The organism is Pseudoalteromonas sp. SG43-8 (assembly GCF_014164245.1).
Taxonomy (GTDB): Bacteria; Pseudomonadota; Gammaproteobacteria; order Enterobacterales; family Alteromonadaceae; genus Pseudoalteromonas; species Pseudoalteromonas distincta.
The window spans coordinates 441,272-461,743 of record NZ_JACJEX010000001.1 but is presented as its reverse complement, the minus strand read 5'-3'; the positions used below and the strand labels follow the sequence as shown (position 1 = coordinate 461,743).

Below are 20,472 nucleotides of genomic sequence, written 5' to 3'. Positions count from 1 at the left end.
CAAATGCGAATTTTAGTTATTGAAGACGATTTACATTTAGCAGATAACCTACGTAATGCTTTAGAAAAAGAACGTTACAGCGTGGATTTATGTCACGATGGTGAAGCAGGTCTTTTCCACATTACAGAATACCCGCTTGATATGGCCGTAGTTGATTTAGGTTTACCTAAAATAGACGGTATTGAGCTAATCAATAAAGCACGAGCACAAGGCATTACTATTCCTATTTTAATCTTAACAGCGCGCGATCGCTGGCAGGATAAAGTAGAAGGTTTAGATGCAGGTGCTGATGACTACCTTACCAAACCATTTCATGTTGAAGAACTTATTGCACGTTGTAATGCATTAATTCGTCGCAGTGCTGGTAAAGCAAATCCAGAAATGACTGCGGGCCCAATTAAAATTCATACACGTTCTCAACAAGTATGGGTTGATGATAAAGAGCTTAGCCTTACAGCTTACGAGTATAAAGTACTTGAATACTTAATGGTAAATCCGCAAAAAGTAATTTCTAAATCAGAACTTACTGAGCATATTTACGACCAAGATTTCGATCTTGATTCAAACGTAATTGAAGTATTTGTACTACGTTTGCGTAAAAAGCTTGACCCTGATGGTGTGCTAAACCCAGTAGAGACACTACGTGGGCGTGGTTACAGGCTTAAAAGCCAGTGGTAATACCGCAAATATCGTTAAAAATAAGGCAAGGATTTATCCTTGTCTTTGTTTTATTAGTCGCACTCCCTATCTTATTTTATTCGATTGGCAAAGCGTATTACGCTTCACTTGTTGATGCGACTGAAAAAACTCTCGAAGCACAGCTTTACTCGCTAATATCTGAAGTCGACTTTACTGAGCATGGTATTATTATGCCCAGCACTATTTTAGCGCCTGAGTTAAACAGATTAAATTCAGATACCTACGCAATGATTTACCGAGATGATGATCCTGTTTGGAACTCAGAATCGGCTGTAAATTTAAACTATGTACCAGAGCAAATAGAAACCAAAGCCGGTGCTGCCGATTTCAGGCGCGTGGAGTATAATAACACCGCGTACTGGCAACTTAGCCTGACTGTAATTTTAAATAACATAGATCAATCAGAACAAGCTCGCTTTATATTAGTTAAACGTAATGACGCTCTACTTCGTTTAATGGATGGCTTTAAGCAAACCCTTGTAGATTGGATGTTTATCATGGGCATTGCAATTGCAGGCCTTATGGCGATTGGTTTTATTTGGAGCGCTCGCCCACTCCAACGACTCGATAAAGAAATAAAAGCAATTGAATCGGGTGATATTCAAGAGATTAAAGGCCTCTACCCTGTAGAACTGCAAACAATAAAAGCAGACCTGAACTTGCTACTTGAGTCTCAACAACGCCAAAAAGAGCGTTACAGAGCCTCATTAAGCGACCTTGCTCATGCACTTAAAACACCGCTTGCGGTACTTAAATCAAGTCCATTGGCAAACGATGCTGATGCACAAGAACAACTCGACCGAATTAATGTGATGATCGAGCACCAATTAAAGCGTGCTGCAACCGGTGCATCAGACACCTGGAAAAAACAAACACCTATTAAGCCAGTACTCGATTCAATACTCAGTGCTATGGCAAAAGTGTACCGTGATAAAGATATTATTTTTACCTGCACCGTAACCGAAAAAGATTACTTTTTAGGTGACCAAACAGATTTAATGGAATTACTTGGCAACCTGATTGATAACGCCTGTAAAGCGTGTCGCTCACAAGTAGCAATACAAGTTATTCAAAGTAAAACTTTGTGTATTGGAATTAGCGATGATGGCCCTGGCGTACCAGAGGACAAACGTGAATCTTTACTTACACGGGGTACTCGTCTGGATACATACGAAAGCGGACATGGCGTAGGCATGGCAATTGTATCTGACTTAGTTAAGTCCTATCGCGGTACACTCACCATTACAGAAGCTGATAACTTAAGTGGCGCTCAATTTATTTTAGAGTTTAATTACAATGACAAAAAGTAACCATTTATTACAACTAACTGCCATTGTGTTATTAGCTACGAGCCAGTACAGCTTTGCAGATGAAGCATGTACTTTAGCTGCTAAAGCAACAACCGATGAAGCTAAGCGGTATATTCAATGCTTAGACACCCAGATTGATAAAGCAAAGCAAGCACAAGGCAGTTGGATACAAAAGCGTAAATATGAGCTAACTAAATCACAAGAAAGCACAGGCAATACGCAAGTGTTACCGTTATTTATGCGCAGCATTAAAAATAATGAAAAGTACCTTGAGAGCGCCTGCCAATGGCGTTACTTAATAAAACTACCTAATGCGACAACAGCAGCCATTAGCTATAAACTCTGTGAAATTGAGCTTATAAATCAATTTACGGAATCACTAAAACACCCATTTTAACGTAACTTAAGCAAACCCAATTAGTTGCGTTTGCAGCTCTCTCCAGCCTACTTGACAATTTATTTGTATCAAAACAAACTATCTACTAGTAGATTGCTAAAAAACTAATGAGTTAACAAATGACTAAACCAGTAATTATTATAGGTGGCGGACTTGCTGGCTTATACAGTGCATACAAGTTGCAAATACTTAATATTCCTTACTTATTGCTAGAAGCTAAATCGCAATTGGGTGGTAGAATTTTTGCCGCGCAATCACAAATAAATAACGATATTAGTTTTGATTTAGGCCCTACGTGGATATTTCCCCATCAGCCAAAAATTCAAGCGCTAGTAAAGTCACTCCACTTAAGTATATTTGAGCAATACAACAAAGGTGATGTGTTATATCAAGCACCTAACTCCAGGCAACCTCAACAAATTGCAGGTGCTGGAGATATGCAATTATTTAGACTCAAACACGGCATGAATACCTTAATAACTGCCTTGTATGAGCAACTTAATCCCGATTCAGTGTTGGTAGATCACAATGTCACTGAGCTTAAAAAGAGCGATAATAGCTGGCAAATTACGGTTAATCACTTAGGTAATATAAAGCACTTTACTACTGGCAAATTAATTTCAGCAATTCCTCCTCGTATGGTTACAACGCATTTAACACCTGAACTATGGGCGAATCCAACACTCATAAACCGCCTCAGTAGTGTACCTACATGGATGGCAGGACAAGCCAAATTTATAGCTACTTTTGAACATGCATTTTGGCGTGATAAAAACTTATCTGGGCAATGCTTTAGTCGCGTAGGCCCTATGGTCGAGATTCACGATGCCAGTGCTGAGGATAGTAATTACGCCGCATTATTTGGCTTTATAGGTGTGCCCTACTTATCACGAAACCAAGTAACTCAAGAGCAATTAATTCAAGCCTGTGCCCAACAGCTCAGCTACTTTTATGGTAAGGATGCTGGAAAGGCAACCGGATACTTTATTAAAGACTGGGCAGAGGATAAATTTGTAGCTAATAGGGACGATCAAACTCAGCCTTCACAGCACCCAGAATTTGATTTTTCAAACTTGGAAGAGCAATTAAGTAACCTCAACATTCATTTTGTAGCGAGTGAGTTTGCAAAACAAGAAGCAGGGTATTTAGAAGGCGCAATAAACGCAGTGGATGACGCTATTAAATCGTTTATTAATTAATAGCCCTGTATTTATTGATAACTTAACCATCAAGGGTTTTAATTTTACAGCCCTTGATGGTTATAAATGTTAGTTATTTTTAGTAACGTCTTCACCACTGCCCAGTAAAGTGGCAACCCACTTGCCCTCTGCACTGGCTTCTAGGGCTATTTTTACAATCATTGTTAATGGTACAGATAAAAGCATACCCACAGTACCTAATAACCAGCCCCAAAATATTAATGATAAAAACACCACTAACGTTGAAAGACCCAGCCCTTTACCCAAAAATTTAGGCTCTACAATATTACCCATTATCGTATTTATTGTTAAATACCCTGCAGCAACAAGTCCTGCCACTAATGGGCCTTGAGTAATAAGGGCAAGTAATACAGCTGGTACAGCCGCAATAATTGAACCTATATTTGGAATGTAATTGAACATAAATGCCAACACGCCCCAAAGCACAAAGTAGTCAACGTCTAAAATCCATAAGTAAAACGCAGCAATAATACCCGTCCCTAAACTTACTAGCGTTTTAATTGCCAAGTATGAATTAATAGATTCTAAAAAGCGGTCAATTTGCTTCATTTTACTATCAGGGTCTTCAAGTGCCATATGTATTTTCTTGCTCAACATTGGCCCTTCAAACAGCATAAAAACAACCGTTAAAATAATTAAAAACATGTTTGCCATTACGCCACCTAATCCTGTGAGCATATTAGTGGCCACATCAACCATTTTGCCAGGGTCGAACATATTAATTAACTGATCTTTATTGATCAGTATGTTGTATTGAGATGCTAAATCGACCAGCCACACAAATTCTTCTTTAAGTTGTGTTTTATACTCAGGAAGCTGCTGAGAAAAATCGTTGATAGATTGCCCTACAAGCCCGCCAAGGCTTACCCCTAAGCCAACTATAATCAGCACGACCAACATAACAGCAATGCCTTTAGGAATTTTGTAGCGCGCAAAAAACTTGATAAGCGGGTTACAAATAATGGCAATAAATGCCGCCAAAATAAACGGAATAATAATTACACTCGCGGCTTTTATTCCAGCGAGGACCACTACTAAGGAAGCAAAAACTATTAAGCTTTTATTTACTCCAGTTAAACTTGCCAATTTATTAATCCTTTTATTAACTATATCGTCCCAGTGTAAGGCAAAAGGTAATTAAATGAAATAATTACGAAGTGATCATAAAAGCCTGTTTTACGTATAAATTTGCAAAGCTGTTTGCTAGCGAGTATGTTTTTTAATCACTTGCTTCTATTTTATTGTAAGGATGAATAATGCATATATTTATAACTGGCGCGACCGGATTAATTGGTAAGCACTTATGCCCTTTTTTACTTCATCATAATACTGTTACTGTACTTAGCCGCAATCCAACTAAAGCAAACGTATTATTAGGCCACAAAGTTAAAGCCGTAAGTGACATTAGTGATGTTGACTTTAACACTGTTGATATCGTTATTAATCTCGCTGGCGAGCCGATTGTAAATAAACGCTGGAGCGACAAACAAAAGCAAATAATACGAAACAGTCGTATTGATATTACACAGCAAATTAGTGAAGCTATTAAAGCCTGTAGTATACCCCCGCATACTTTTATATCTGGCAGTGCAATTGGTTTTTATGGTCGACAAAATAGTAATCCTATTGATGAAACTTTTGAACGCCCACACGATGAATTTAGCCACCAGCTTTGTAAAGACTGGGAAAATGCAGCACTACTCGCCCAATCAGAACAAACCAGAGTATGTCTTTTGCGAACGGGTATTGTTTTAGCTAAAAAAGGAGGTGCACTTGGAAAAATGTTGCCTGCTTTTAAATTATGCTTGGGTGGCCCGATTGGTAATGGCGAGCAAGGCATGTCTTGGATACACATCGACGATATGATTCAGCTAATACTCTTTATTATTAAACACCCAGAAATATCAGGCCCTGTTAACGCAACAGCACCCAACCCTGTAAGCAATGCTCAATTTAGTAAAAGCTTAGGCGAGGCGCTCTCTCGACCTGCATTTATCACTATGCCAACCCCAGTACTTAAACTATTAATGGGTGAAATGTCAGACTTACTAACAACGGGGCAATTTGTAGTCCCTAAAAAGGCACTCGTTCATAATTATCGTTTTCATCACCCTGATATAAAATCGGCTTTAGAGAGCTTGGTTTAGCGGGCGTTAATATTCGTTCAGTTAAAATCCCCTCAAATTAGATGCATGGGTAAATTACTACTTTTTACCCATATTGACCTTTAAACATTAATACATAATAATCAGCACGTTTTCCACGCCAACCACGCCTATCTTTAATAAAAGAGAATTTTAAATGCTACACCTGCCTACTGTGATCAGTCTCTCTTTTATTCTTAACGTATTAATAGGCTTGTTTTTTTTATCCGTACATAACTTTAAAAAACAAACATCATTTTTATTATTTGGCCTAGCGTGCATTACCTTTGCATTTGCCGAGTTACTTGCCTGTTTAAAGTTAGTAATAGACGCGCCTTTTATTACCCACTATTTAGCTGATATTTTTATATTACTAAGTCCATTGTTAATTATTTTTGGCTTACATAAATATAAGCACAGTAAGGCACTAAACTTAAAACCTCTGTATTGTCTCCTTGGATTAACGGGGGTTGCTTTATTACCCATATATTCAGACCCTGCAGGGCAAATGCTGACAAGCTTAATTATTTCGGTTTTATACCTATATTCCGCATATATTATTAAGCAGATGAACTTTGTAGCCACTTTGCAAAAAAAAGCGCTTATAGTTTGTTTTTCAATTCACAGCATTTTAATGCTTATACAAACAACACTGTTGGCAATATCTATTTTTAGTACTAATTCGCCAAACTACATAGAGCCACTGAAACTTATCTTAAGTAGCCATTTAATTTTGGCCACTTGTAGCGCACTAATATTGCCATACCTGCTGGCCTCTAATACAGAGCATACACTTTCAAGCCTTGCTAACACCGATACTTTAAGCCAATTACTTAATCGCCGTGGCTTTTTTACAAAAAGTAAAGAAGCACTAAGTGATCCTAAAAATATAGACAAAAATGTGTCTGTTATTTTGCTCGATATAGATTTTTTTAAACGTGTAAACGATCAGTTTGGTCACGAAGCGGGCGACCACGCAATTAAGTGGATATCTCACTTTATTAAAGAGCAATTTTTAAATGTAGGTATTAGTGCCAGAATTGGCGGAGAAGAATTTGCCATTTTACTACCTGATTACACCCTTAGTGCAGCAAAAAGTGATGCTGAGCTATTAAGAAAGAATATAAGCACTCAAGCTTTTTATCATGAAAATCAGCATATAAAACTTTCCGTAAGCGCTGGGGTAAGTAATGCAATTAATGGGAATGCAACTATAAAAGAGCTGCTCGCTTATGCTGATAAACGCCTTTACTTAGCTAAAGAAACAGGCCGAGACAAAGTAGTAACCTTTGATGAAAAAAACTTACTCACTAAAAGTTAATTGCTTTTAAGTGACTTATAAGCGCATTAAAAACAACTATATTCAAAATACCATATTTTATCTAGCTAACATCTATCCATAAAAAAAGCCCTTCATTCGAAGGGCTTTGGTATACACACAATAGAGTTTGTAAACTACCTACAAGAAAGTGTAGCCTCGTCCGCCTTATTTGGTACAAACTGAATATTAGCTACAGAAATTGATGCTTTACCATTGCTGCGTAAGCTAAATGGGCTTGTTAGGTTTGCAAAATTAACACCCTTATCAGCAAAACAACCTAAATCGATTGATACTGACTGCCATTTATTTTCAATAGTTTTATCCACGACGTTTGCTAAATCAATGCTTGCACCACACTCACCAGAACAAGTCATGGCAAGGGCTACATCGCTCGTGAGTGCTTCGTTTAATTTAATATCAAAGCTAATCACACTGTTTGCTTCAACGTAGGCAATGGTATCTTCTGCAAAGCTTGTTACTATTTCAGCACTGGCTTTTTCTGCACCGCTGAAGTTAAATTGGCGCGCGTCTTCTTGTACTGTTTTGTCCTCAGTACGGTATTTAATTGCACCAAATTCATGGGTACTACTCGATACATCTAAAAGCTCATCGCCCGATTTTAACAATAAGCGCCATGGTGCTACAGGTGCACCAACAAGTATATCCATACTTGTAAGCCCTGAGTTATCAAGTTTAGAGTCTTCATCAAGGTCGTCAGCTAGCACGTTTTTATCGCCATACGTTAAACCAAAACCATAAGGAAGTAATGGATCGTAATTTTCATCGCCTTTATTAACCGCAGTTTGTACCGCCGATTTAGGCCAAGAAAACGATAGCTTACCTTTAAAGTTATTTTGGATGGTGCCGTCTGCCGCTTTTAATAACACATCAGCAATACCCGCACCTTCTGTACCTGGTAACCAAGCAGCCACAAACGCATCAGATGCGTTAAGTTCGCTGTTCACCCACATAGGTCGACCTGAAATAAACACAGATACAACAGGAATGCCTTGCTCTTTTAACGAGCTTAAAAGTGCTAATGACTTTTTATTTCCGCGCTCAAATTCAAGGTTATCTTTATCGCCGTGCCCTTCTGCGTAAGGTTCCTCACCAAATACGACAATGGCAACATCAGGACGCTGTTCAAAAGTACCATCAGCACTTAAAGTAACACTTCCACCTGCTGCAGATATTTGCTCTTCAAGCCCTTTGTAAATTGACGTTGCTCCTGGGAAATCTGCATTTTTGTTATTGGTTCCCTGCCACGTAATACTCCAACCACCCGACTGTTTGCCTATGTTATCGGCACCATCACCTGCAACAAGCACGCGTTGATTAACTGCGATAGGTAATAGGTTATTTTTATTTTTAAGTAATACAAGCGATTCGCGCACAGCTTGGCGTGCTACTTCGCGATGCGCTTGCGCGCCAATAAGCTCTGTTTTACCCGAGTAAAGACGCTTAGCCGGACTTGGTTTATCAAATAACCCAGCGCGTAACTTAACGCGTAATATACGTGCAACCGCATCATCAATGCGGCTCATACTTATTTTACCTGCTTTTACTTGTGCAATTGTATTTTCATATAGCGGCTTCCACGCGCCTGTTGGCACCATAAAAATATCAAGGCCAGCATTTACCGCTTCTGGGCAGCTTTCGTTAGTACAGCCTTTAATTTGCCCATGGCCGTTCCAATCTCCCACTACAAAACCATCAAAACCCATACGTGTTTTTAATACATCTGTAAGTAAGTATTTATTGCCGTGATTTTTAACGCCATTCCAGCTATTAAAAGACGCCATAACAGATTGACTACCCGCCGACAAACCACCTACGTAACCTTGAGCATGAATATCAAATAGCGATTGCTCGCTGTCTATATTATTTCCCTGATCATCCCCATCAACGGTGCCGCCATCGCCAATAAAATGCTTAACCGTGCTAATAACGCGCTTATCACTTAAAAAATCGCCATCGGCTTTACCTTGCAATCCATTTACAATCGCTGCTGAGTAATCGTGAACAATTTTTGGATCCTCAGAATAGCCTTCGTACGTTCTGCCCCATCGGTCGTCTCGTACTACTGCTACAGTAGGTGCAAATACCCAATCTATCCCCGTAGCCATTACTTCTACTGCGGTAATAGACGCTATTTGCTCTATTAAATCGGGGTTATTAGCTGCGCCTAAACCAATATTATGTGGAAAAAGTGTCGCGCCAATTACGTTATTATGACCATGTACTGCATCGGTGCCCCACATAGTCGGAATTTTGCTGCCATCCACTGAGTCATCAATAGATGCTTGATACATTTTTTCTGCAAGTGCAACCCAATCCTCTGGTGTTGCATGCTTATCGCCATTAGGAAAAGCACCACCGCCATTAAGGTAAGAGCCAAAACCATATTTACGCATGTCTTCAACGGTAATATCACGAATTTCTGGTTGAATCATTTGCGCTACTTTTTGCTCAAGCGTCATATTTTCTAAAAACGTGACAATTTGAGCTTCAATAGCAGGGTCTTTTTTCACTGCAATTGAAAGCTTTGGCCAAATTTTCTCAAGCTTTGATTGCGCTTCAACATTTACTTTTTCAACATTGCTTTCGTTAGTACATCCGCTTAGTGCAGTAACACTTCCTACTAACGTTGCAATTGCTAATGCATTAAGTTTAAAAGTCGTTTTCATTATAATGGCTCCTTCACTAATACTGGTTTGCTGCCTCGTAGGCCGTAAAAAACAATAAATATGTAACATAAAATAGGTAAAACATACGAAAGTTGAACACCCACACTATCAGCAAGCGCACCTTGCAAAAGTGGCACTATTGCACCACCTACAATCGCCAAACACAAAATACCAGAGCCTTGAGCGGTATGCTTACCAAGTCCATTTAACGCTAAACTAAAAATAGTTGGGAACATAATAGAATTGAATAAACCAACCAATAGTATTGACCACATTGCTAATTGCCCCGACGTGCTCATGGCAATAATGACTAAAATAATAGCCATGGTTGCGTTAAAGCCGAGTACTTTACCCGCGGGTAGTTTTTGCATTACAGCAGCACCAATAAAACGCCCAACCATAGCACCACCAAAATAATAAGTGATGTAATGAGCTGCAACATTCTCTTTTAGCCCTGCTATATTTTCTTGTGCTAAAAAGCTTACTAAAAAGCTACCAATTGCCACTTCGGCGCCTACATACATAAATATACCCACAGCACCTAATACAAGATGGCGATACTGCCAAGCACTGCCTTCAATTGCTTCTGATTTTTCGGCTTCTGCTTTTTGCTCGCTCATAATGTCTGGTAATTTAAGCCAAGCAAAAATACCGGCTAGTAAAATCAGCATTGCAGCTAAAAGGAGGTAAGGAAGTTGAACTGACTCTGCATTTTGAGCCGGTGTTAAAAAGGCTTCTGACGCTGAGTCTAGAATTAACAGAGCACCAAATGATGGCGCAACAGTAGTACCTAATGCATTAAAAGCTTGGGTAAGCGTAAGTCGAGACGATGCAGTTTTTGGTGAGCCCAACAAACTTACGTAAGGATTAGCAGATACTTGCAATAACGTTATGCCGCTGGCAAGTACAAATAAAGCGAATAAAAATACAGGGTAACTATGTAAAGACGCTGCTGGGTAAAATAATATACACCCGGCTGCTGCAATTAATAATCCAATCACGATGCCTTTTTTATAGCCCACCTTTTTAACTATATAACCACTTGGAAGTGACATTAAAAAGTAAGCGCCAAAAAAGCAAAACTGAACCAACATGGCTTGTACATACGTTAAGTTAAATACGGCTTTTAAGTGTGGGATTAAAATATCATTTAAGCAGGTTATAAATCCCCACATAAAAAATAATGTTGTTAGAGAAGTTAATGCAAAACTGTAATTTTTATCCTGATAGTTTTGCGACTGTGTGTGTGTTGTCACTGGTGCTGAACTTGCCATGTGTTCTCCGTATTTTATTATTATAAATCTATTCTTAAGCTGCCCTGTTTTAGTTTTCAGCTGTCTTTAAACCATCCAGAAGCATTAAAGAGTTGACCTAAGAATTAATAAACACTAACCTTAAATGTAAGCGCTTTCATATGCAATTAAATACGAACAAGCTGTATATTTCAACACTTTTTATTTTTTGTACCCTCATACAGCATTAATTAAGCAAAAACACAGAGCTGATTTCTCTGTAAATGACTAACAAAAGGTTTGTTATTAATGACAAAATTATCACTACCACCCCATTCACCGCTTTTATCTAAAAACTTTGTATACGGTGTGGCCACAGCTTCTTTTCAAATAGAAGGCGGATCACAAGATCGTCTCCCATGTATTTGGGACACTTTTTGCGATACGCCCAATAAAATAGTCGATAGCTCAGACGGTCATACCGCGTGCGATCATTATAACCTTTGGCGTGATGATATAGACCTTATTGAGTCACTTGGCGTAGATGCTTACAGGCTTTCTATTTCATGGCCGCGCGTGATGACCCAAGACGCAAAGTTAAATCCTGTAGGCGTGAAGTTTTATACTGATATTTTAGATGAGCTAAAACGTCGCAATATTAAAGCCTTTGTTACTTTGTACCACTGGGATTTACCGCAACATCTTGAAGATGAAGGCGGTTGGCTTAACAGACAAACAGCTTACGCTTTTGAACATTACGTAAATTTAATTACCAAAGCCTTTGGCGATCGCGTTCACTCTTACGCCACATTGAATGAACCATTTTGTAGTGCGTTTTTAGGTTACGAAATTGGTATTCATGCCCCAGGTAAAGTGGGTAAAGAATATGGCCGTAAAGCAGCGCACCATTTATTATTAGCCCACGGACTCGCTATGAGCGTATTAAAGCAAAACTCGCCTAATACATTAAATGGCATAGTGCTTAACTTTACGCCGTGTTATAGCCTTACTCAAAGTGATGAAGACTTAAAAGCCACTGCATTTGCAGACGACTATCTTAATCAGTGGTATATAAAACCAATAATTGATGCCCAATATCCTGATATAATTAATCAATTACCATTAAACCATCAGCCTGAGATTCTTGAGGGCGATATGGAACTAATTTCTCAATCTATTGATTACTTAGGTATTAACTTTTATACCCGCCAAGTTTATAAAGCGCACCCTACTGACATTTATGAGCCTATTGCACCTACAGGCCCGCTAACTGATATGGGGTGGGAAATTTACCCGCAATCGTTCACTGACTTGCTCGTATCGCTTAATAAAACATACACCTTACCGCCTATTTATATAACCGAAAATGGTGCAGCAATGCCCGATACGTATAATAATGGTGAAGTTAACGACTTAGACCGTTTAAGTTATTATAATACTCATTTAAACGCGGTTCATAATGCAATTGAACAAGGTGTTGTTATACATGGCTACTTTGCTTGGAGCCTAATGGATAACTTTGAATGGGCAGAAGGCTATTTAAAACGTTTTGGTATTGTGTATGTAGATTATAAAACCCAGCAACGCACTATTAAAAACAGTGGCTTAGCTTATAAAGAACTCATCTCTAAAAGATAAGAGCATACCCATAACTAAAAACAAGTATAAAGCGGGATAAATAATCATGGTCAGTGTAAAAGAAAAAATAGCGTATGGCTTAGGCGACACCGCCAGTAATATTATTTTTCAAACAGTTATGATGTTTTTAATGCTGTACTACACAGACGTAGTGGGTTTATCACCCGCTGTTGTCGGTACTATGTTTTTAGCAGTACGTATTTTTGATGCCGTAACCGACCCATTAATGGGCAACCTTGCTGACAAAACACATACGCGCTGGGGGCACTTTCGCCCCTACCTACTTTGGCTTTCACTTCCTTTTGCCATTATTAGTATTTTAGCGTTTACTACGCCTGATTTAGAAGGCACCGATAAAATAATTTACGCCTTTACTACTTACACACTGCTTATGGTGGCTTACACCGCTATCAATATTCCTTATTGTGCACTGGGCGGTGTACTTACAAGCGACGTAAAAGAGCGCGTGACTATTCAGTCTTACCGCTTTGTATTTGGTATGTTAGGCGGTGTAATAGTAGCGGGTTGTACTATGCCAATGGTTGAGTACTTTGGCCAAGGCGATGCAGCTAAGGGCTATCAATACACCATGACTGCAATGAGCATTTTAGGCTTTGTACTGTTTATACTTTGTTTTTTAGGCACAAAAGAGCGTATACAACAGCCAAAAGAGCAAAACATTCCTTTTGCCCAAAGTCTTAAAGCATTAATTAAAAACGATCAATGGCGAACGCTTTGCTTAGCTGCGTTCTTTTTACTTACCGGTCAAGTATTAAGGCTTACGCTTGCTGTTTACTACGTAAAATACTATTTAGGTCGAGACGATTTAATCACCTTATTTATGACACTAGGTGTTGCAGCCAGCATGGTAGGGTGTGCTTTAGCTCAACCACTTGCAAAGCGCTTTTGTAAAATAAAGGCCTATATAAGCTTACAAGTTATTGCCGCCGCTATTTGTGGTTTTAGTTACTTTATTAGTAAAGATCAATTAGTACTCGCATTTACTGCCTTTATTTTATGGAAATTCTTTTTAGATATGGCAACCCCGTTGTTGTGGGCAAAAATGGCTGACACCATAGATTACGGGCATGAAAAAACAGGGGTACGCATTACGGGTTTGGTTTATTCAGGCGTTATATTTTTTATTAAAATGGGCGTGGCTGTAGGCGGCGCAATTGCAGGCTGGTTGTTATCTTTTTACAGTTATCAGGCCGATGCAGTACAAACTCTTGATACCCAGCACGGTATTTTACTGTCATTCACTGTACTACCTGCTTTAGGCTCATTGTTTGTTGCCTACATAATGAAAAAATATACACTGACTAATCAGGTTGTTGAAAATATTCAATCTAAACTAACAACTAGTTAAGATATATACTCTAAGGTATTATTTAGCCGAAGTAGTTAAGGATAAGCGAGTGAACAATTAGCATGGCAACAATTTATCAAGTTTCAGAGCTTGCGGGCGTATCGTTAGCCACCGTTTCTCGCGTGATGAACAAAAATACCCGTGTAAGCGATAAAACCAAACAAAAAGTGCTTGATGCCATGGAGCAGCTTGGCTACAAGCCTAACTCAATAGCGCAATCTTTAGCCTCTAACTGTACTAACAGTGTCGGTATTTTAGTGTCTGAGTTACATGGTCCTTTCTTTGCCCAAATGATGGCAGGTATTGAGTCGGAGCTTCGAGCTGCGGGTAAACACGTTATTATTACCACCGGGCACAGTGAAGAAGACAAAGAACAAGAAGGCATTGAGTTTTTAATTAGCAGACGCTGCGATGCCATTATTTTGCACGTAGAAGCCGTTTCAGACGACTACCTAATAAAACTAAGTAAAGGCTCTACGCCCGTTTATTTAATGAGCCGTTACGTAGAGCAATTAAAAGATAACTGTATCAGTTTAGATAATCAATTAGGTGGCTACCTAGCCACTAAATCGATATTAAATCAAGGCCATACACAAATAGCGTACATTGCAGGTCCGCAGTTTAAAGCCGATGCTTTTAACCGCTTAGAGGGTCATAAACAAGCACTCACAGAGGCTGGTATTAAATTTGATCCTGCGCTTTATTACATTGGGGACTTTAACGAAACCGGTGGTAGTACAGGCTTAAAACATTTTATTGATGAAAAGCTTAGCTTTACTGCACTAGTGTGCGCCAATGACGAAATGGCTTCCGGTGCTATGAAATATGCTCGAGAGCACGGTTATAATTTACCAAACGATTTATCGATTGTTGGATTTGATAACGTTATTTTTGCAAATTATCTGTACCCTACACTCACGACGATTGATAATCCGATCGGAAAAATGGGCGAAATGGCTGCTAAATTAGTGCTTAAAGATGTTTATCAAAATAAAAACCTTGTTATAAATCGCTTTTTTGAACCTACTTTAATGCAGCGTGATTCATCTGCACCACTTATCAAATAAAGACTAAAAGCGAATACTAATTTTGGTACAAAAAAGCGGCTAAATGCCGCTTTTTATATGTGAGCTACTTAACAATCCAAGGCGTTACTTTAATAACCTGCGATATATCGCCAAGTGACGCGGTATCATCTTCCCAGTTATCTTTAACTGCAAAATAACACACAGACTTTTCGCACGTTATGCCCTTATCATCAAATTGCATTGGGCTTTTAAATGTAACCGCCACGCCCTTTTGCTCTGGTAATAAAAACCACATTAATTTACTTACAAAAAAGCCCGATAAATCAGTTAACAGCTCATCAAGTTCTTCGTTAATGGTATATAACGACTGCTTTGAAAATGTTAAATCTTCAAGTTCGTTTGCTTCTATTTGTAACTTTAATTGGCAATCATGTTCAGGGTTTTGTGGCTGAACAACAATCACCGCTTTATCGCTATCAAGTTGTTTATCGAACGGTAATAGTAGCTGTGCTTTATCGGTAAAGTTGAGCGGATACTCGTTTTTTTCGGTTAAAATAGTACCGCTTTTTATTGCACACGCTTCATTAGTTGCTATATCACTTATATAAAAATTAACTCGCGCATATTGGAAGTCGCCTTTGTTAACAACTTTTAATCGGTCATAAAAACCGTCATACGACATAACAAATTCTCTTGCATTAACATTAAATGCACTCATGCCCAGCAGCACTAACGCAATGGCGTTGGTGCAATTAAAAATGTATTTATTCATCAAAGTAGGCTCTATTTTGGCTAATCATCGTGTTTAGCTCTTCTATATACGCTTCACCGCGCTCAGAGTAAGACATTAAACCATGTGTAAGTTCAGTCGCTAAAATTGGTTTTTGCTCAAGACGTAAGTTTTCACGTATTGCGCGCAAATCTTTATAAGCAGGATGCGTATTTATGTTTTTAAAGTAGGAGTTTATAGCAGCTCTTACCGATTTAAACGCAGCAACTTCGTGTGCAGCTCCAGTATTACGGCGTTTTGGGACCATGCCACAACCTTTTGTGTAACACCACTGACCAAAAAAGTTAAGACCAATACGCGCAAAACGCGATGTGCCCCACGCAGATTCATTTGCAGCTTGCATAAGCGCTAATTCTTTAGGAATTATATCAACACGGCGTAGTGCTTGCGTAAGTATTAGCGTATCAATGGTGGTTGGTAAGCCGTACGACTTTAATATTGCTGCAATATCTTTGCTTTGCTTTTTTTCTAAAGGTAATTCGTTTTGTAGCATCATGCGTGCTATCTCAAGCTTAGCGCGTTGCTGTAATATTTTTTTGTTTTCGGCTTCAACGTGCGGACGAATAAAGCTAAAAAATGCATGTTTTTTTTCTTTAACATCACTAAATTCTGAAAATTTTGGCAGTTTTACATTATGTAATGGTTTTTCTTTTTTCTTCACTTTTTTTGGTTGTTCTGACGTTTGTTCATCTAGCTCAACATCATCATTTTGTATAAACGGATATGCAAGCGCCCACACAAAAAACACGGTTAGTAAAAGATTAAAAATCGTTTTTAGCATGTATTCTCTCTTTGAAACAACAACTATGCATGGTTAATACACAAGCATACGAAGGCGCATTATACCTAAGCCACTTTATAAACGCGAATAACTGGGGTTTGATGACCTTTTACGGTTGAATTTTCAGCAATGTGTTTGGGTTTTAGATAAAACAGAGCCTATGTAATGCATTTGTTCATTCGCAATTTATAAGTCCATGGGTATACTGAGCAAAGTTTAATAATATTAACTATGTGTGAGTAAGCAGTATGGATAAACAATGGCAAAGCCGAATAATAGAGCAATATAAACATCGTCCTAACGATAACCGCTCGCCGTGGCAGGTCGATCGTTCGCGTATTATTCATGCAGCTGCATTTAGGCGTTTGCAAGCTAAAACCCAAATTATGGGTATTGGCCTAAACGACTTTTACCGCACTCGCCTTACTCACTCTTTAGAAGTGTCGCAAATTGGTACCGGCATATTGCGCCATTTAAAAGCGCAACATAGCGACTTTACGCACTTTCCATCAACTGGACTGCTCGAAACATTGTGCTTGGCGCACGATATTGGCCATCCGCCTTTTGGCCATGGTGGTGAAATAGCGCTAAATTACATGATGCGCGATCACGGTGGTTTTGAAGGTAACGCACAAACACTACGCATAGTTGCAAAACTTGAGCCTTACAGTAATGGCCACGGTATGAACCTAACTCGTCGTACTTTATTAGGTTTTATAAAATACCCCGCGTTTATTAATACGCTTTGGCATACCATTCCCGATGCAACAACAGGCCGTGCATTTATTAAAGCTGATGATTGGCGACCTGCCAAAGGGTTATACAACGACGATGCAACCATATTCAATTGGATAGTAGAACCACTGAGTCAAAACGATAAAACGTTGCTTGGCAACCACGCTGCAATTGATAAGTACCGCGCTAAAACAACCTATAAATCGCTCGACAGCGCCATAATGGAGCATGCCGACGATATAGCATACGCCGTACACGACTTAGAAGATGCCATTGCAACTCACGTACTCACATTAGACGATTGGCAAACTCATGCTTTACCTCATTTAAAAGCACTTAACTTTGACTGGTTAAACACCATGCTTGAATCGCTGACCCAGCGCTTGTTTTCAAAAAATGATTATGAGCGAAAAGATGCCATAGGTGAGCTGGTTAATACCTTTATTATTCATATACATTTGGATATTCAAAACGATAACTTTGAATGCCCTATTTTAAAGTACACCGCTAAATTAGATGCCCAATACGACAGTGTATTGCAAATACTTAAGCATTTTGTGTTTCAACGTTTAATACGCGACCCCGAAATGCAGCAAATAGAGTTCAAAGGTCAAAACTTACTAATAGAGTTATTTACCGCGTTTGCTAGCGATCCGCTGCGTTTATTGCCCGAAACAACACAAGCACAATACATAGAAGCGCAAAAACAAAACCAAGGGATGCGTATAATTTGCGATTATTTGAGCGGAATGACCGACGAGTACGCTTATAAAACGTATCAACGATTGTTTTCACCTATGCAGTAGCTAACTGCTAACTGCTAACATTAAAAAGGCCGAGTAAATTAAATTTACTCGGCCTTTTTGCTCAGCTATTAAAGTTAGCTATTTTGTTAAAGCGCTTTTATAACGACTCTACGCCCATGTTATATAGCGTAAAACCAAATATATCAGCATACTGCTCAATTGTTTTACTCGTTGGAGTACCTGCGCCATGCCCCGCATTGGTTTCTATGCGAATAAGCGTTGGGTTATTACCTGTTTGCTTTGCTTGAAGCTCAGCTGCAAACTTAAACGAATGCGAAGGAACAACGCGGTCATCATGATCGCCAGTTGTGATCATAGTAGCTGGATACTCAACACCTGCTTTTACATTATGAAGTGGTGAATAACCTTTAATGTATTCAAACATTTCTTTGCTTTGCTCGCTCGTACCGTAGTCGTATGCCCAACCAGCGCCCGCAGTAAATGTATGGTAGCGCAGCATATCAAGTACGCCTACAGCAGGTAGAGCCACTTGAAATAAGCCTGGGCGCTGCGTCATCACTGCGCCAACTAACAAACCACCATTAGATCCACCGCGAAGTGCTAAGCGCTTTTTAGACGTGTACTTTTTATCTTTTAAATACTCAGCTGCGGCAATAAAGTCGTCAAACACATTTTGCTTTTGCAATTTAGTGCCTGCATTATGCCAGTCTTTACCGTACTCACCACCACCGCGAATATTAGCAACGGCGTACACACCACCTTGCTCAAGCCATACTGCATTAACGGGGCTAAAGCTTGGCGTTAAACTAATATTAAAACCACCGTAACCGTATAAAATTGTAGGGTTAGAACCATCAAGCTTAATGCCTGTTTTATAGGTAATTACCATCGGTATTTTAGTACCGTCTTTTGAGGTGTAAAACACCTGCTCAGACGTGTAATCATCACTATTAAAATCAATAGCCGACTTACGATAAACACCCGATTCACCCGTAGCTACATCAAACGTATAAGTAGTACCTGGTGTTTTATAGTTAGTGAACGAATAATAAAGCGTTGTTTGATCTTTTTTACCGCCAAAACCACGTGCTGTACCTACGCCTGGCAATGTAATTTCACGAATTAGCTCGCCTTTTTTGTTGTACTGTTTTACCTGCGAAATCGCATCAACCATGTAGTTTGCAAAAAAGGTATCGCCGCCTTTTGTAAGGTTTAGTACGTTTTTGGTTTCAGGAATTAAATCAACCCAATTTTCTGGGCTCGGGTTGCTTCCATCAACCGTCACTACTTTTTTGTTCGGTGCATTAAGATTAGTAACTAAAAACAGCTTGCTGCCTTCGTTATCAATCACTGATGTATCTGAATCAGTATTTCCAACAACCGTTACAAACTCACTGTTTTTCTTTGTTAAGTCCTTTATAAACAGCTTATTGCCTGAAGTAGACGTACTAGCTGAAATAAGTAGGTAGCGGCCGTCATGAGTTACATCCGCGCCTACATAGCGATGTTTTTGGTCATCAGTCTCACCAAATACAACACTATCTTCAGATTGTGCAGTACCTAACTTATGGTAATACGCTTTATGCTGATCTGTTTTAGCCGAAAGTTCACTGCCTTTAGGTTTTTCGTAACTTGAATAATAAAAACCTTCGTTGCCAAGCCACTCTATGCCACTAAATTTAACGTCAACAAGCGCTTCTTCAACTTGCTCTTTAGTATGTGCATCAATAACTATAATTTTACGCCAATCGCTGCCACCTTCAGATATTTGATATGCGAGCAATGAACCATCTTTTGAAAACGATAAACCCGACATAGACGTCGTACCATCTTCACTAAACTTGTTTGGATCTAAAAATACTTCAACGTCGCCGCCATCTTTACTGCGGTACAAAACATATTGATTTTGCAGACCATCGTTTTTATAAAAATAGGTGTAATCGCCTTCAGTAAAAGGAGGGCCTATTTTTTCGTAATTCATTAGTTTTTCAAGGCGCTGCTTTAACTTATCGCGATAAGGGATTTGTTCTAAATAAGAAAACGTTAAATTGTTTTGCGTTTTAACCCAATCGGCAGTTTCTCTGCTCATATCATCTTCAAGCCAACGATATGGGTCGCTAACCGCTTCTTCAAAGTAGGTATCTACTACATCGCCTTTTTTTGTTTCTGGGTATATAACTGCGTTAACTTGCTTCATAGGTGCTTTTACTTCTTCTTGAGTTACCGTATTAGTTGGCTCTGAACAGCCGCTAAGCGCTACAATTACAGCACACGCTAGAGTATGTTTAAACATCCTGAGTTCCATTCTTATTTATTAATAGTGCACCTAAGTTATTAACTTTTAGCCCTTTTGT

General features: G+C 39.0%; 16 protein-coding genes. 10 read left to right on the top strand and 6 right to left on the bottom strand.

Going from position 1 to position 20,472, the window contains the following annotated elements:
* Window positions 1-3 precede the first annotated feature (3 nt).
* From H5122_RS02090 to H5122_RS02075, 4 genes are all read left to right on the top strand, one after another.
* Complete coding sequence (locus H5122_RS02090; RefSeq protein ID WP_002959806.1) at window positions 4-678, top strand: response regulator transcription factor; 675 nt, start codon at window positions 4-6, stop codon at window positions 676-678.
* The gene (locus tag H5122_RS02085; RefSeq protein WP_182681138.1) at window positions 672-2,009 is read left to right on the top strand and encodes an ATP-binding protein; all 1,338 of its coding nucleotides are present in this window, start codon (window positions 672-674) and stop codon (window positions 2,007-2,009) included. The genes H5122_RS02090 and H5122_RS02085 overlap by 7 nt, the downstream gene beginning before the upstream one ends.
* Entirely contained in the window at window positions 1,996-2,406 is a 411-nt protein-coding gene (locus H5122_RS02080) for a hypothetical protein (RefSeq protein WP_182681137.1), read from the top strand. Before H5122_RS02085 ends, H5122_RS02080 begins: the two co-directional genes overlap by 14 nt.
* A 119-nt stretch (window positions 2,407-2,525) precedes the next feature.
* Window positions 2,526-3,605: an FAD-dependent oxidoreductase gene (locus tag H5122_RS02075; protein WP_182681136.1), complete on the top strand. Its 1,080-nt coding sequence runs from the start codon at window positions 2,526-2,528 to the stop codon at window positions 3,603-3,605.
* 69 nt (window positions 3,606-3,674) lie between these two features.
* Here H5122_RS02075 and H5122_RS02070 read toward each other — a convergent pair whose 3' ends face one another.
* Entirely contained in the window at window positions 3,675-4,712 is a 1,038-nt protein-coding gene (locus H5122_RS02070) for an AI-2E family transporter (RefSeq protein WP_182672216.1), read from the bottom strand.
* 170 nt (window positions 4,713-4,882) lie between these two features.
* Here H5122_RS02070 and H5122_RS02065 point away from each other — a divergent pair, with 170 nt between their 5' ends.
* On the top strand, window positions 4,883-5,773 hold the full coding sequence (locus tag H5122_RS02065; RefSeq protein ID WP_182672217.1) for a TIGR01777 family oxidoreductase: 891 nt from the start codon (window positions 4,883-4,885) through the stop codon (window positions 5,771-5,773).
* A 154-nt stretch (window positions 5,774-5,927) separates the two neighbouring features.
* A complete protein-coding gene (locus tag H5122_RS02060; RefSeq protein ID WP_182681135.1) occupies window positions 5,928-7,091 on the top strand; it encodes a GGDEF domain-containing protein in 1,164 nt (387 codons plus the stop codon).
* Between the two features lie 134 nt (window positions 7,092-7,225).
* Here the strand turns inward: H5122_RS02060 and H5122_RS02055 are convergent, their stop codons facing one another.
* Together H5122_RS02055 and H5122_RS02050 are read right to left on the bottom strand one after the other, a co-directional pair.
* On the bottom strand, window positions 7,226-9,778 hold the full coding sequence (locus H5122_RS02055) for an exo 1,3/1,4-beta-D-glucan glucohydrolase (RefSeq protein WP_182681134.1): 2,553 nt from the start codon (window positions 9,776-9,778) through the stop codon (window positions 7,226-7,228).
* Window positions 9,778-11,052: a sugar MFS transporter gene (locus H5122_RS02050; RefSeq protein ID WP_182681133.1), complete on the bottom strand. Its 1,275-nt coding sequence runs from the start codon at window positions 11,050-11,052 to the stop codon at window positions 9,778-9,780. Before H5122_RS02050 ends, H5122_RS02055 begins: the two co-directional genes overlap by 1 nt.
* Window positions 11,053-11,319: 267 nt before the next feature.
* On the opposite strand from H5122_RS02050, the gene H5122_RS02045 reads away from it, so the two are divergent.
* From H5122_RS02045 to H5122_RS02035, 3 genes are all read left to right on the top strand, one after another.
* Window positions 11,320-12,648, top strand: coding sequence for a GH1 family beta-glucosidase (locus H5122_RS02045; protein WP_138489230.1), 1,329 nt, complete (start codon window positions 11,320-11,322; stop codon window positions 12,646-12,648).
* A 46-nt stretch (window positions 12,649-12,694) separates the two neighbouring features.
* Window positions 12,695-14,017 carry a glycoside-pentoside-hexuronide (GPH):cation symporter gene (locus H5122_RS02040; RefSeq protein ID WP_182681132.1) on the top strand — a complete coding sequence of 441 codons (1,323 nt, stop codon included), beginning with the start codon at window positions 12,695-12,697 and terminating at the stop codon, window positions 14,015-14,017.
* Window positions 14,018-14,079: 62 nt separating this feature from the next.
* On the top strand, window positions 14,080-15,084 hold the full coding sequence (locus tag H5122_RS02035) for a LacI family DNA-binding transcriptional regulator (RefSeq protein WP_182673459.1): 1,005 nt from the start codon (window positions 14,080-14,082) through the stop codon (window positions 15,082-15,084).
* 64 nt (window positions 15,085-15,148) lie between these two features.
* On the opposite strand, the gene H5122_RS02030 is transcribed toward H5122_RS02035, so the two are convergent.
* The gene (locus H5122_RS02030; protein WP_404936270.1) at window positions 15,149-15,817 is read right to left on the bottom strand and encodes a DUF2987 domain-containing protein; all 669 of its coding nucleotides are present in this window, start codon (window positions 15,815-15,817) and stop codon (window positions 15,149-15,151) included.
* Window positions 15,810-16,616: a glucosaminidase domain-containing protein gene (locus H5122_RS02025; protein WP_182681131.1), complete on the bottom strand. Its 807-nt coding sequence runs from the start codon at window positions 16,614-16,616 to the stop codon at window positions 15,810-15,812. Before H5122_RS02025 ends, H5122_RS02030 begins: the two co-directional genes overlap by 8 nt.
* 248 nt (window positions 16,617-16,864) lie before the next feature.
* Between H5122_RS02025 and H5122_RS02020 the strand changes: the two genes are divergently transcribed.
* Window positions 16,865-18,157: an anti-phage deoxyguanosine triphosphatase gene (locus tag H5122_RS02020; protein WP_182681130.1), complete on the top strand. Its 1,293-nt coding sequence runs from the start codon at window positions 16,865-16,867 to the stop codon at window positions 18,155-18,157.
* A gap of 97 nt (window positions 18,158-18,254) precedes the next feature.
* Here H5122_RS02020 and H5122_RS02015 read toward each other — a convergent pair whose 3' ends face one another.
* On the bottom strand, window positions 18,255-20,411 hold the full coding sequence (locus tag H5122_RS02015) for a prolyl oligopeptidase family protein (RefSeq protein WP_182681129.1): 2,157 nt from the start codon (window positions 20,409-20,411) through the stop codon (window positions 18,255-18,257).
* Window positions 20,412-20,472: the final 61 nt, after the last annotated feature.